Origin of the sequence: Streptomyces sp. STR69 (assembly GCF_024519455.1) — a bacterium.
Classification (GTDB): domain Bacteria; phylum Actinomycetota; class Actinomycetes; order Streptomycetales; family Streptomycetaceae; genus Streptomyces.
The window spans coordinates 97,327-110,599 of the sequence record NZ_JALJRY010000014.1 but is presented as its reverse complement, the minus strand read 5'-3'; the positions used below and the strand labels follow the sequence as shown (position 1 = coordinate 110,599).

Genomic DNA, 13,273 nt, shown 5'->3' with positions numbered 1-13,273 from the left:
CGGTGATTGACACACCCCATCGTCCGGCCTACCTTCTGTCGCAGTTAGTAAAGTTTCCTAACTTGACGAGGCTGGAGTCCCCCGTGTTCCACCGCCCCGCCGTCCACCCCCTCCTCAGAGGCCGTCTCACCACGGCCGCGATCGCCCTCGGTCTGCTGGGCACCCTCACCACCAGCGCCTGGGCGGGAACCCGGGATCCGTCCCCGCAGCGGCGCGCGCAGGCTCCGGTGACCGCCGTGCGCCCGACGGCCGGGGCCGCCACCCCGCTGTCCGGCTACGCGATCCAGTCGTCGGCCAAGGTCACCGACTCCCCCGCGGCCGTCTCCTCCCCCGGCTATCGGGCGACCGGCTGGTACCCGGCCGGCGCGCGCTCGACGGTCCTCGCGGCCCTGATCGCCGACGGCGTGTACGCCGACCCCTTCCACTCGACCAACCTGCAGAAGATCCCGAAGGCCGACTTCCAGGTCCCGTGGTGGTACCGCAGCGACTTCACGGTCGCCGACCGCACGAAGCGCACCTACCTCGACTTCAGCGGGGTGATCTCGGCGGCCGACGTCTACGTCAACGGCAAGCAGATCGCCAAGGCCGCCGACATCAACGGCGCCTACACACAACACGAGTTGGACGTCACCGCGCTCGTCCGCTCCGGCACGAACACGGTCGCCTTCCGCATCCGGCCCAACGACCCGAACAAGAACCTCACCATGGGCTGGATCGACTGGCTCCAGCCGCCGCCCGACCAGAACATGGGCATCGTCCGTGACGTCCTCGTCCGCCGCGGCGGCCCGGTCGCCCTGCGCGACGCACACGTGGTGACCAAGCTGGCCCTGCCGTCGCTCGCCACCGCCGACCTGACGGTCAAGGCGCAGGCACGCAACGACACGAACGCGCCCGTCACGGCGCAGGTCAGCGGCAGCATCGACCACCGAACCTTCGCCACGACCGTCTCCCTCGCCGCACACGCGACGAAGACCGTCACCTTCGCCGTCCATCTGGACTCCCCGAACGTGTGGTGGCCGGCGGGCATGGGCGGCCAGCCGCTCTACGGCCTCGACCTCACCGCCTCCGTGAACGGCGCCCCCTCCGACACCGCGCACCAGACCTTCGGCATCCGCGACGTCCAGGCCCCGCTGAACTCCGCCGGAGACCGCCAGTACCGGATCAACGGCCGCAAGTTGCTGATCAAGGGCGGCGGTTGGTCACCGGACGAGTTCCTGCGCTGGGACCGGACCTACGTCGAGGACCGCCTGAAGTACGCCCTCGACCTGGGCCTGAACACCATCCGCCTGGAAGGGCACATCGAGCCGGACGAGTTCTTCGACCTGGCCGACCGCTACGGCATCCTGACCCTCCCCGGCTGGGAGTGCTGCGACAAGTGGGAGGGCCAGGTCAACGGGGACGAGACCGGCGAGAAGTGGACCGCCGCCGACTATCCGGTCGCCAAGGCGTCGATGGCCGCCGAGGCCGCCCGGCTGCGCGACCACCCGAGCGTGATCTCCTTCCTCATCGGCAGCGACTTCGCCCCCGACGCGAAAATCGAGAAGACCTATCTCGACGCACTGAAGGCCGCCGACTGGAAAACCCCGGTGGTCGCCGCCGCATCCGACAACTCCTCACCGATCAGCGGCAGTTCGGGCATGAAGATGACCGGCCCGTACGACTGGATCCCGCCGAACTACTGGTACGCCAAACGCGAGGGCGGCGCCACCGGCTTCAACTCCGAGACCAGCGCGGGCCCCGACATCCCCACCCTCGACACCCTGCGCCGCATGATGACCCCGGCCGAACTGGCCACCCTCTGGAAGGACCCGAGCGCCAAGCAGTACCACCGCTCCCCGTCCCCGGTCTTCAACACCCTCAAGCTCTACGACAACGCCCTCACCGGCCGCTACGGCCCGCCGACGAGCCTCACCGACTACGTCCGCAAGGCCCAGCTCGCCCAGTACGAGAACGTCCGCGCCCAGTTCGAGGCCTACGAGCGCAACGCCACCGACGCCACGAAGCCGGCGACCGGAGTCGTCTACTGGATGTTCAACAGCGGATGGACCTCTCTGCACTGGCAGTTGATGGACCGTTACCTCGACCAGGGCGGCGCCTACTTCGGCGCGAAGAAGGCGAACGAACCGCTGCACATCCAGTACTCCTACGACAACCGCTCGGTCGTCGTGGTGAACAACCGGAGCACGTCCGCAGACCAACTCACGGCGCGGGCGACGCTGTTCAGCACCGACGGCACGCAGAAGTACGACAGGCGGGTGGCCGGGGTGACGGTCTCCGGCAGCGGTGCGCACAGCACGGCGCTCATCCTGCCCTCGTCGGTGACCGGGCTGTCGACGACGTACCTGGTACGGCTGACGCTCACCGACGCGTCCGGCAAGGAGGTGAGCCGGAACGTGTACTGGCTCTCCGGCAGGCCCGACACGCTCGACTGGGCGCACACCGACTGGTACTACACGCCGACGACGAGCTACGCGGACCTCAAGGGGCTCAACTCGATGGCGCAGGTGCCGGTTTCGGCGACGGCGTCGACCGCGGCGGGCGCGGACGGCACCTCGACCACGACGGTCACGGTGCGCAACTCTGGGAAGGGGAGGACGCCTTCACTTCTCACCGACGTCCATCTCGTGGACTCGGCGGACCGGCCGGTGCTGCCGGTGAAGTGGTCCGACAACGAAGTGAGCCTGTGGCCCGGGGAGTCGAGGACGCTGACGGTGACCTACCGGACGTCCGAGCTGCACGGGTCGGCGCCCCGGGTGCGGGTCTCCGGCTGGAACACGCCGGAGCGGACGGTCCCGGCGGCGTGAACGCCTGAACACCGGTGGGGCCCGGCCGCCGCCGGGCCCCACCGGTCGTCTTCAGCTGACGTTGAGCGCGGTGTCGTCGATGACGAAGGACGTCTGGAGGGTGGACCCTTCGACGCCGCTGAACTTGATGGTGGCGGTGGTGCCGGCCAGGGAGGAGACGTCGAAGGACTTCAGGACGTATCCGGAGGCCGCGTTCAGGTTGGAGTACGTGGCCAGGGTGGTCGATCCGGCGGTGACCGTCAGCTTGTCGTACGCCGTGCTGGTGGTGGTCTCCGCGGTGTCGACGTGCAGATAGAAGCTGAGGGTGGCGGAGCAGCCGGACGGGATGGTCACCGACTGGGACAGCGTGTCGGTGTGGGCCGTTCCGTAACCGTCGAGCCAGGCCTTGTAGGAGCCGGTGCGGGCGGCCTCGCTGGTGGAGCTGGTGATGACGCCGCTGCTGGCGGTCCAGGTGGTGTTGCCGGACTCGAAGCCCGGGTTGCCGAGCAGCTGGGCGGCGGTGCAGGTGCCCCCGCCTCCGCCTCCGCCGGTGCTGCCGTCGCCGGCCAGCCACGCGGTGGCGTTGAGGGCGAGGGCGGCGTTGGTGGCGCCGGTGTCGTTCCAGCCGTCGTAGAGCGTGTTGCCGGACTGGCCGGTGCCGTCGTCGATCGGTGAGCTGTCGCCCCAGAAGGCGACGCGACCGCTGCCGAAGGTGCTGGTGGCGAAGAACGCGCCGGTGTTGCCCGAGTAACCGCTGCGGTACACCAGGCCCTTGACGTTCGCGTTGTCGGCGGGCTTCAGCGTGGCCGTCGTGCCGTCGGCGATCAGGCTCTTGGTGACCGTGCCGAAGGCGCCGTTGAGGACCGCGTTGCTGCTGTCGCTGATCGCGGCGGGGTAGCCGGAGCTGATGTCGAGGGTGTCGATGGAGAAGCCGAACGGGTCGGTCGAGTCGACGCTGTTGTTGGTCATCAGGTCGTTGAGGATCTCGACCGCGTCCTCACCGTCGCTGTTGCGGTCGGCGCCGGTGTGGTCGGAGATCATGAAGAGGCCGCCGCCGTTCTGGACGAACGTCATGATCGCGGTCTTCTCGGCCGTCGTGAACAGCGTGTTGGGCTCCGGCAGGACCAGGGTGTCGAAGTTCGACAGGTCGGTCGTCGAGGAACCGCCGTAGGTGAGCGCGCTCGTGGCGGTCTTCAGGCTGTAGCTGCCGGTCTTCTGCAGGGCGACGCCCCACGAGGAGAGCGCTCCGGTCCAGTCGGTCTCGGCGGACGGCGAGGAGTCCTGGGCCAGCGGGTCGGGCTTGCTGGTGGAGATGATCCAGTCCGCGTTGCCCGCCTCCTCGGCGTGGCCGTCGTCGAACAGGATGCGGTGTGTGGTGGCCGCCTGCGCGGGCGTGGCCGTGGTGGTGACCTGGAGGGCCGCCCCCGTGACGAAAAGTCCCAGGCCGGCGAGGGCGGTGGTGAGTCTGCGGCGGGATCTTCTGGATCCAAGCATCCGGCGAACCTCCGTGAGGGGATGGGAAAGGTGCGGTGCGGGCGCCTGATCTGCGCGCGTAGAACGGTAATCGGGGAGTTCTACACGCGTTGAACGATTGAAAGGTACATGGCATGAAGGGGTCGTGAACAGAAAGTCGCGGCAATAACAGCCGACAGAACTCGTCGGAGTGGGTCAGCCCACAGCGGGCACAAGGTGAGAGCGAGGACATCGACAAAGAGGGGCGGAGATGGAGATCTCGGGCATCATCAGTGCCATCATCATCGGCATCATCATTGGCGTGCTGGGACGGCTCGTCGTCCCTGGGCGCCAGCACGTCGGCGTTCTGCTGACGATCGTGGTCGGCATCGTGGCCGCGCTGCTCGGCGCGGCGATCGCCTCGGGCCTGGGGGTCGCCGACACCAAGGGCATCGACTGGATCGAGTGGCTCATCCAGATCGGCCTGGCGGCCGTGGGCATCGCCGCACTGGACCGGACAAGGGTGCGCCGCTGAGCGGGGGACGGGAATTGCGTTGCGGGTGAGACCGGGCGGCGGCAAGCTACTGCGAGCCCGCCGCCCGGTCCCGCGCTTCGCACATCCCTCCCGGAGATCCCTTGTCACCACGTGTCGTCCCGCTCGTCGATCCGGAGTCCGGCCCGTCGAGCCGTCGCCTTGTCTGGCTCGCCCAGGACGCCGACGGCATACCCGTCGGGTCGGCTTCGCTGCGCCTGTTCCTCAAGGAGGGGCAGGCGCATCTCGGTGAACTGGAGATCTCGGTGCACGCCGCCGAGCGCCGACAGGGTGTAGGCACGCGACTGTTGGAGGCCGCGACCACCGCCGCCCGCACGGAGGGCCGGCGCTCGATCGTCACCCAGGCCCAACAGGGGTCGCCCGGCGACGAGTTCCTGCCGGCCCGCGGCTTCCGACCGGTGCTGACCCTGACGTACGCCCGCCTGTCGCTGGCCGACGCGGATCTCACGGCGATCGCCACACATGCCCAACATCCGCACCCCGGCTATGAGTTGACGGAATGGCACGGCACGGTTCCGGCCGAACTCGCCCGCTCCTACGCCGAGTCGCGCAGCGCGATGGACGACATTCCGATGCAGGACACCGACTACGGCACCGTCGTGTGGGATGTGGAGCGACTGGTCGCGGCGGCCGAGGCGGTCGCACGACGAGGGGAGCTGCTGCACACCGTCGCGGCCGTGGACACGACCGACGGGCGCGTCGTCGGTTTCTCCGAACTGGTCGTGCCGGGCGACGGGCGCGGCGACGCGCAGCACTACGGTACGGCCGTGCTGCCCGCCCATCGTGGCCGCGGTCTCGCCCGCTGGATGAAGGCCGCCTCGATCGACCGGGCGCGCCGACTCCACCCGCTGCTCGCCGGGTTGCTCACGGACACGGCGGACGACAACGCGCCCATGCGCACGGTGAACGACGCGCTCGGCTATGAGCCGACGCACCGGGCGGTGGAGTACCAGCTCGACCTGTAGGTGTCGCCCGTAGGACGGACCGTCAACACCCGCCGAAGCCGGTGACCTTGTGGTCGGCGGTGGTGAGGGCCCTGGTGATGTGGCCGCCGAGTCGCGGTTCTACGGCTCGTACACGTACGGCGTGGTCGTGGTGAGCGGGGCGAGGCCGAGGCGTTCGAGGATGGGGCGGCTCTGGTCGGAGGCGTCGACCTGGACGTAGCGGTAGCCGCGGTCGGCCGCGATGCGGCTGCGGTGGGCGACCAGGGCGCGGTAGATGCCGCGGCCCCGCCAGCTCTCCACCGTGCCGCCGCCCCACAGGCCGGCGAACGGGGTGCCCGTGACGAGTTCCATCCGCGCCGCGCTCACCGGTTCGTCTCCGGCGAGGGCGACGACGGCGACGACCGTGTCCGGGTCGGCGGCGAGCTGGGCGAGCAGACCGGCGCGCAGCCGGGAGCTGTCCGTGCCGAAGGCCTTCGCGTGGACGTCCGCCACGAGGTCGACGCCCGCGCGGTCGGTGGCGGACAACAGGCGGATGCCGTCCGGCAGTTCGGCGTCGAGGGCGAGCGCCGCGATCTCGCCGACCATCAGCGTCTCCTGCGGTTCGGGGGTGAATCCGGCCGCCGTCAGCCGCTGTCCGAGATCCGTCGGCAGGTCATGGCCGTAGAGCTTCCACTCGAAGTCGCCGCCGAGTCCGGTGAAGTACGCGATCTGTTCGGTGATCGCCGCGTCGGCGTCGGTCTCGTCCAGATCCGTCCAGAGGATGCCGTTCCAGCCGTCCGCGTCGGCGACCTGGCGCACCACTCCACCGGTCCGCTCCACACGGGCACCGGGCCCGTCGGGTCGGGCGCCTTTACGCAGGTCGCGGTCGTGGAGGGCGAGCACCTCGGCATGATCCATGCAACCACTTCACCATCCACGGGCGAGCCCGGCAACGGAATTGTGCGCCTGGGGCGTAGCACTGCTGCCGGGAGCCCTGCTTCTTGCTCCACTTACTCCACGTCGAAGTAATGGCCCGCTTCGAGGTCGGCCATCAATCCCACCTCCACCGGTTGCCACCCCGTCTGCTTCTGCGTCAGCGTGCTCGATGCCGGGCAGTCCAGCGAGGCGATGAGGCCGAGGAAACCGAAGTGCTCGACCGCCTCCTCCGGCGTCACGCTTCCGGTCGGGACGCCGAGACGGGCGGCGATGGCCTCCGCGATCTCCCGGAGCGGCAGCCCTTCGTCGCCGACCGCGTGGTATTGCGCGCCCGCCGGGGCCGACTCCAGGGCCCATCGGTACAGCCGGGCCGCGTCGAGGCGATGCACGGCGGGCCACCGGTTGGTGCCGTCGCCGACGTACGCCGACAGGCCCTTCTGGCGGGCGACGGCGATCAGCCCTGCGATGAATCCCTTGTCGCCCGTGCCGTGCACGGACCGGGGCAGCCGGACGACCGACGACCGTACCCCGCGCTCCGCGAGGGCGACCGCCGCGATCTCGGACGGCTGCCGTATCGCCGAGAACGACGTCGGGTCGACCCTGTCCTCCTCCGTCGCCACCCGCCCCCGGTCGAGCCCGGGGGTGCCCGAGGTGACCACGAAGGGCTTGTCGGTGCCCGCGAGCACCTCGCCGATCGTCTCGATCGCGCGCAGGTCGGTGGCGCAGTTGGCGGCGAAGTCGGAGAAGTCGTGGATGAACGCCAGATGGCAGACCCCGTCCGCCTCCGCCGCACCGCGGCGCAGGCTGTCGAGGTCGTCGAGCGAACCCCGGTGCACGGCGGCACCCACGGCCGTCAGCGCCTCGGCGGACGCGTCCGAGCGGGCCAGACCGGTGACCGTGTGCCCTGCGTCGAGCAGTTCACGGACCACGGCGGAGCCGATGAATCCGGTCGCGCCGGTGACGAATACTCGCATGCTGCGTTCCTTCGATGGATGAGTGTCGAACTGGGTCGTGCTGTGCTTCCATCGTGGTCGGGGCACCGGCTTCGGGTCCAAAGCCTGTTTCGCATGAGGCAATGCGCATCAGGCATCACTGCAGATCAGAGACCCTTTCGGTACGATGTCCGATGCGTTGTGCAGTACGCTTGGGGCATGACGGACCTGCCTCCCGCGCCCGATCTCGAACTGCGTCTCGTGCGGTACTTCGTCGCCGTCGCCGAGCAGCGTCACTTCGGTCGCGCCGCCGAGACACTTCACATCACCCAGCCGTCCCTGAGTCGTCAAGTCCGGCGCCTGGAGGAGCAGTTGGGTGCCCGGCTGTTGGACCGCACCCCGCAGGGCACTCGGCTCACGGAGGCCGGGGAGGTCTTTCTGCCGCGCGCCAAGGGGCTGTTGCGCGCCACCGCCCAGGCCGCCGCCGAAACCCGCGCCGCCGCGGAACCCAGCCGTCTCACCGTCGGGTACATGGCGAACCTGTTCGTGACCCCGGCGGTACGCGAGGTCAGGCGCCGGCATCCCGACGCCGATGTCGACGTCGTACATCTGGCCTACGACGACGTGCGCGCGGCCCTGTTCGAGCGGCGGGTGGACGCGGTGGTGGCCCGACTGCCCTTCTCCACGGACGAGTTGGAGGTCACGGTCCTCTACGACGAGCCGCGCGTCCTGCTCGTACCGCTCGACCACCGGCTGGCCGGCAAGGAGTCCGTGACCGTGGACGACATCGCCGACGAGCCCGTTCCGCAGCTCCCCGGCGCGGACCCGGCGTGGGCCGCCTTCTGGCGTATCGATCCCCGGCCCGACGGCCGGCCGGCGCCCGGTGGTCCGGTGATCCGGGCCCTGGAGGACAAGTTCGAGTTCGTCGCCGATGGACGGGCCGTGGCCATCGCGGCCGGCATCCGCCCCGGGCAGACGATCCGCCCCGACATCACCGCGATCCCCCTGCACGGCGTCGAGCCGAGTCATGTCGCCCTCGCGACCCGGGCCGGCGAGCACAACCGACTGCTGTCCGCGTTCCGGAAGGCGGCCCACGCACTCCTCAGGGCTCCGGCCGATTCCGAGGAACACCCCGACAGCGCCCGCTAGTTGAGGTCCCCTACGCTTGTTCCGCATGACCTCGGACAACATCGCACTGCGACCTGTGGACGAAGCCGGCCTGGCCGTCATGGAGCTCTCTCTCAGCGACCCGGAGGCCGCGTCGGCGTTCCAGTGGTTCGGCTGGAGCGACGTCCGGCGCTGGCGACGGCAGTGGTCCGAGGACCGTCTGCTCGGCGAGGACCGGTCCTATCTGATGGTGGTCCGGGGTGACGAGCGGGTGGGGTTCGTCGCCTGGCGGAAGGTCACCCCGACGCCGACCTGCCACTACTGGAACATGGGCATCACCCTGTTGCCCGAGGCGCGTGGACAAAGTGTCGGGACCGAGGCTCAACGGCAGTTGGTGCGGTATCTGTTCGCGCACACCCCGGTGATGCGCGTCGAGGCGGACACGGAGGCGGAGAACATCGCCGAGCAACGCGCCCTGGAGAAGGCCGGGTTCACCCGGGAGGGCGTCCTGCGCAGCGTCGCGTACCGGGACGGGCAGTGGCGGGACGGAGTGCGGTACAGCATCCTGCGCGGCGAACTCCCCTGACGCATCAGGGCAGTTCGAACGGCGGAGGCCCCACCGGTCGCCTGCCCGGTGGGGCCTTCCGTCCTGGCGCGGGCGCTCGGGTCAGCGGCCCGCCCCGGGACGGAAGCGCCGATACAGGGCGGCGCCGCCCAGGAGGAGGGCCGCGCTCGCGGCGGCGGCCGGGACCAGGTCGTCCGTGCCCGTGTGGGCCAGTGAGGCCGCGGCGGCGGGCGGCGCGGGGTGCCCCCGTACCTCCGAAGCGGGCGCCGGGTGCGGCTTCGGCGGCGCAGGAGTCGGGGCCGGCGGCTCGGGCGTCGGCCGCGCCGGGTGGTGGGGGTGGTCACCGGAGGTGTTCTCCGACCGGTTGCCCACGACGGGATTGCCGATGCCCACGACATTCACGGAATTTCCGGTGACATTCACCGGGAGATCGATCGGGAGCTGAAGGCCGTTTCCGGTCAGGACCCCTGGGGAATCCTTTCCACCGCCTTGTGCCGAGGCTCCTCCGCGTGGCCCGACGGGGCTCTTCGCGCCGCCGCCCTCATTGGTGCAGCTGTTGCCCGCGGCGGGATTGAGCAGCCCCACCACGTTCACGGTGTTCCCGCACACGTTCACCGGTACGTGCACCGGGAGCTGGATCGTGTTGCCGGAGATCACCCCCGGCGAACCGGCTGCCGAGCCGTCCGCTGCGGAGTCGGCGAACGCCGGCAGCGCGGCGGCCATCGCACCGGACGCGGCGGCGACGGCGATCATTCCGTTTCGGGTAACCCGTTTCATAGGCTCCCTGCCTTCCAGACATGTTCGCGGGCGGTCACCCGCACCGAATAAAACGTGGACGCACCATCCGAGTTATGGGTTATCGGTCTTTCACTCCATCGAGCGTCACGGTTATCGAACTACTCGTAACAACCCCCCCAACACCCCCGCCCAATCGGAAAAGCATTAGTCGGACAACCCCTTATGCCTATTGAAAGGGCGCAGAATACGGCACCGATCACCGTTCCGCCCGCCGGGAGGCGGGCCCCGTGAGGCCCGCTTATCGTGATCGAGGGCGCTGGTCACAGCGCGTCCTTGGAGGCATTGATGCTGGCCAGGCTGTCATCGCGGCCCGCGTTCCGGCGCTGCGCGTTCACCGGGATCCTCACGCTGGCACTGCTCGGCGCGGGGCTGCCCACGCTCGCCACGGCCGAGGCCCGGCCGCGGCCCGACCTGTCCCGGTTCTACCGGCAGAAGGTGAAGTGGGCCGCGTGCAAGGACCCGGACACGCCCAAGGATCTGCAGTGCGGGAAGGTCACCGTCCCGCTCGACTACGCGAAGCCCGGCGGAGCGACGCTCGATCTCGCGCTGGCCCGCTACCGGGCGACCGGGAAGTCGAGGGGTTCCGTGTTGCTGAACTTCGGTGGGCCCGGCGGTGCGGGCGTCGGTGAACTCGCCTCGGACGGCAAGGAGTTCATGGATCTGACGAACGGCTACGACGTCGTCACCTTCGATCCGCGCGGCGTCGGCCGTTCCTCGCCCGTCAGTTGTGGCGCGGGCGCCGACCAGGGCTCGGCCGCGACGGACGAGGAACCGGCGGACATCGACAGCAGTGATCCGAAGGTCGTCCTCAAGCAGTTGCGGAAGGCGGCGGCCACCTGCGCCAAGTACTCCGGCCCGGTCCTGCCCCACATAGGCACGGTCAACGCCTCCCGGGACCTGGACGTGATGCGTCAGGCCCTCGGCAACAAGAAGCTCAACTACCTGGGTTTCTCCTACGGAACGCGGCTCGGCGCGGTCTACGCGGCCCAATTCCCCAAGAAGGTCGGCCGGTTGGTGCTCGACGGAGTCGACACCCTCACCGAGCCGCTGTCCGAGCAGGGCAGGGCGGGCGCCGAGGGACAACAGACGGCGCTGGAGGACTTCCTCAACTGGTGCGTGCAGGACATCGCCTGTCCGTTCGGCACCGACGCGCGATCGGCGCCGGACCGGGTCGTAGGGCTCGTCGACTCGCTCGACCGGGATCCGGTGCAGACGGACTTCGGGGACAGCTTCTCCGGCCAGGATCTGGTGGGCTCGATCAGTCAGGCGCTGTACAGCAGGCAGTTGTGGCCGACGCTGGAGCGCGCCATCGCCTCACTGGTGGAGGACGGTGACACACGCGCCGTGATGGCGTTCTCGTCCGGCGGATCCGGGCTGCCCGGCCTGCGGAGCGGCGGCGGGGAGTCGGGTGGCGGGCTCGTCGACGCGCAGGACGTCCCGCTCGACAACCTCCCGGCCGCGCTGATGGCCATCAACTGCGCCGACGACCCCGACCGCCCCACCGCCGAGCGGATCACCAAGGACCTGGCCGGGCTGCGCGCCGAGTACCAGGCCGCGTCACCGGTCTTCGGCCGCTACCGGCTCAACGAGGTGCTGATGTGCTACGGCCGCCCCAAGGGCACCGACTACATCCGCGACGACGTCAAGAACGTGGACACGTCGAAGATGCTGCTCGTCGGCACCCGGGGCGATCCGGCGACGCCGTACCGCTGGACCGTGGAGACGGCACAGCGACTCGGTTCCTCGGCCGTGGTGCTCGACAACAAGGGTGAGGGCCACACCGGTTACGCGTCCTCCAAGTGTGTGCACACCAAGGTCAACGACTTCCTGCTGTACGGCTCGCTGCCGCCCAGCGGGAGTTCCTGCCAGCCGGACACCTCGGGCGAGTGAGATCTCGGGCGTATAGAGGAGTTGCCCGACATCCGTGGCCCGCGCGGATCTTCAGAACTCCACCGGATCCCGCACGATCGGGCAGGTCATGCAGTGGCCGCCGCCCCGGCCGCGCCCCAGTTCGGCGCCGACGATGGTGATGACCTCGACGCCGGCCTTGCGCAGCAGGGTGTTGGTCTGGGTGTTGCGGTCGTAGGTGAAGACCACGCCCGGTTCCAGCGCGACCGCGTTGTTGCCGCTGTCCCACTGCTGGCGTTCGGAGGCGTAGACGTCGCCGCCCGTCTCCACGACCCGCAGTCCGGGCAGGCCGAGCGCCTTGGCGACGACGTCGGTGAACGGCGTCGAGCCCTCGTCGACGATGTCGATGCCGGGTCCCTTGGAGCCTGGGCGCAGGGAGAAGGTGTGGACGGCGTCCATGATCGCCGGGTAGAGGGTCACCAGGTCACGGTCGGCGAAGGTGAAGACGGTGTCGAGGTGCATCGCAGAGCGCAGCTTCGGCATGCCGGCGACGACGACGTGCTCGGCGGCGCCCAAGTCGAAGAGGGCTTTGGCGACTTGGGTGATGGCCTGGCGCGAGGTGCGCTCGCTCATACCCATGAGGACCACGCCGTTGCCGACGGGCATGATGTCGCCACCCTCGAACGTGGCCTGCCCCCAGTCGAGTTCGGGATCGCCCCACCAGACGAGGGAGCCCGCGAAGTCCGGGTGGAAGGTGTAGATCGCCTTCATCAGCAGGGTCTCGTCGTGCCGGGCGGGCCAGTAGAGCGGGTTGAGGGTGAGGCCGCCGTAGAGCCAGCAGGTCGTGTCGCGGGTGTAGAGGGTGTTGGGCAGCGGTGGCATCAGGTATTCGCGGACGCCGGTGGACTCGCGGGCGAGGGCGACGTAGTCGGTGCGGTAGTCGTCGGGGAGGTCGGTGGTGGCGAGTCCGCCGATCAAGTACTTGGCGAGTTCGGCCGGTTCGAGGCTCTCCAGGTAGGCGCGGGTCGCGTCGATGAGGCCGAGGCCGACCTCGTTGGCGACGATCTTCCGGTCCAGGAGCCAGTCCTTGGCGGCAGGGATCGTCATGGTCTGGGCGAGCAGTTCGTGCAACTCGACGACGTCGACGCCGCGTTCGCGGAGTTTGTTGACGAAGTCGGCGTGGTCGCGCTGGGCGTTCTCGACCCACATCACGTCGTCGAAGAGCAGGTCGTCGGAGTTGGTCGGGGTGAGCCTGCGGTGGGCCAGGCCCGGGGCGCAGACCAGCACCTTGCGCAGTCGGCCGACCTCGGAGTGGACGCCGTACTCATGTCGGTCCACGGTGTCTGGGTTGGTCACGGTGCACACACCTTTCCGGA

General features: G+C 69.5%; 11 protein-coding genes. 6 read left to right on the top strand and 5 right to left on the bottom strand.

Annotated elements, in window-relative coordinates:
• The first annotated feature begins 83 nt into the window (after window positions 1-83).
• On the top strand, window positions 84-2,804 hold the full coding sequence (locus tag OC490_RS25845) for a glycoside hydrolase family 2 protein (RefSeq protein WP_262060524.1): 2,721 nt from the start codon (window positions 84-86) through the stop codon (window positions 2,802-2,804).
• Window positions 2,805-2,855: 51 nt separating this feature from the next.
• Here the strand turns inward: OC490_RS25845 and OC490_RS25840 are convergent, their stop codons facing one another.
• The gene (locus OC490_RS25840) at window positions 2,856-4,277 is read right to left on the bottom strand and encodes a hydrolase (protein WP_262060380.1); all 1,422 of its coding nucleotides are present in this window, start codon (window positions 4,275-4,277) and stop codon (window positions 2,856-2,858) included.
• 229 nt (window positions 4,278-4,506) lie between these two features.
• Here OC490_RS25840 and OC490_RS25835 point away from each other — a divergent pair, with 229 nt between their 5' ends.
• Together OC490_RS25835 and OC490_RS25830 are read left to right on the top strand one after the other, a co-directional pair.
• Window positions 4,507-4,770: a GlsB/YeaQ/YmgE family stress response membrane protein gene (locus tag OC490_RS25835; protein WP_262060379.1), complete on the top strand. Its 264-nt coding sequence runs from the start codon at window positions 4,507-4,509 to the stop codon at window positions 4,768-4,770.
• A 101-nt stretch (window positions 4,771-4,871) separates the two neighbouring features.
• A complete protein-coding gene (locus OC490_RS25830) occupies window positions 4,872-5,753 on the top strand; it encodes a GNAT family N-acetyltransferase (RefSeq protein ID WP_262060378.1) in 882 nt (293 codons plus the stop codon).
• A 99-nt stretch (window positions 5,754-5,852) separates the two neighbouring features.
• Here the strand turns inward: OC490_RS25830 and OC490_RS25825 are convergent, their stop codons facing one another.
• Window positions 5,853-6,629, bottom strand: coding sequence for a GNAT family N-acetyltransferase (locus tag OC490_RS25825; RefSeq protein WP_262060377.1), 777 nt, complete (start codon window positions 6,627-6,629; stop codon window positions 5,853-5,855).
• A gap of 92 nt (window positions 6,630-6,721) precedes the next feature.
• Window positions 6,722-7,621, bottom strand: coding sequence for an SDR family oxidoreductase (locus tag OC490_RS25820; RefSeq protein WP_262060376.1), 900 nt, complete (start codon window positions 7,619-7,621; stop codon window positions 6,722-6,724).
• A gap of 177 nt (window positions 7,622-7,798) precedes the next feature.
• Between OC490_RS25820 and OC490_RS25815 the strand changes: the two genes are divergently transcribed.
• Window positions 7,799-8,728, top strand: a complete 930-nt coding sequence (locus tag OC490_RS25815; protein WP_262060375.1) for a LysR family transcriptional regulator — start codon at window positions 7,799-7,801, stop codon at window positions 8,726-8,728.
• Between the two features lie 25 nt (window positions 8,729-8,753).
• Window positions 8,754-9,272, top strand: a complete 519-nt coding sequence (locus OC490_RS25810; protein WP_262060374.1) for a GNAT family N-acetyltransferase — start codon at window positions 8,754-8,756, stop codon at window positions 9,270-9,272.
• Window positions 9,273-9,353: 81 nt separating this feature from the next.
• Here OC490_RS25810 and OC490_RS49405 read toward each other — a convergent pair whose 3' ends face one another.
• A complete protein-coding gene (locus OC490_RS49405) occupies window positions 9,354-10,004 on the bottom strand; it encodes a chaplin (RefSeq protein ID WP_315986706.1) in 651 nt (216 codons plus the stop codon).
• Between the two features lie 330 nt (window positions 10,005-10,334).
• On the opposite strand from OC490_RS49405, the gene OC490_RS25795 reads away from it, so the two are divergent.
• Window positions 10,335-11,939, top strand: a complete 1,605-nt coding sequence (locus OC490_RS25795; protein ID WP_262060373.1) for an alpha/beta hydrolase — start codon at window positions 10,335-10,337, stop codon at window positions 11,937-11,939.
• A gap of 51 nt (window positions 11,940-11,990) precedes the next feature.
• Here the strand turns inward: OC490_RS25795 and OC490_RS25790 are convergent, their stop codons facing one another.
• A complete protein-coding gene (locus OC490_RS25790; protein ID WP_262060372.1) occupies window positions 11,991-13,253 on the bottom strand; it encodes an arginine deiminase in 1,263 nt (420 codons plus the stop codon).
• Window positions 13,254-13,273: the final 20 nt, after the last annotated feature.

Coding starts and splice junctions, on each gene's coding strand:
- OC490_RS25840 (WP_262060380.1), bottom strand. CDS start 4,277: ATGCTTGGATCCAGAAGATCCCGCCGCAGACTCACCACCGCCCTCGCC.
- OC490_RS25835 (WP_262060379.1), top strand. CDS start 4,507: ATGGAGATCTCGGGCATCATCAGTGCCATCATCATCGGCATCATCATT.
- OC490_RS25825 (WP_262060377.1), bottom strand. CDS start 6,629: ATGGATCATGCCGAGGTGCTCGCCCTCCACGACCGCGACCTGCGTAAA.
- OC490_RS25820 (WP_262060376.1), bottom strand. CDS start 7,621: ATGCGAGTATTCGTCACCGGCGCGACCGGATTCATCGGCTCCGCCGTG.
- OC490_RS25815 (WP_262060375.1), top strand. CDS start 7,799: ATGACGGACCTGCCTCCCGCGCCCGATCTCGAACTGCGTCTCGTGCGG.
- OC490_RS25810 (WP_262060374.1), top strand. CDS start 8,754: ATGACCTCGGACAACATCGCACTGCGACCTGTGGACGAAGCCGGCCTG.
- OC490_RS49405 (WP_315986706.1), bottom strand. CDS start 10,004: ATGATCGCCGTCGCCGCCGCGTCCGGTGCGATGGCCGCCGCGCTGCCG.
- OC490_RS25795 (WP_262060373.1), top strand. CDS start 10,335: ATGCTGGCCAGGCTGTCATCGCGGCCCGCGTTCCGGCGCTGCGCGTTC.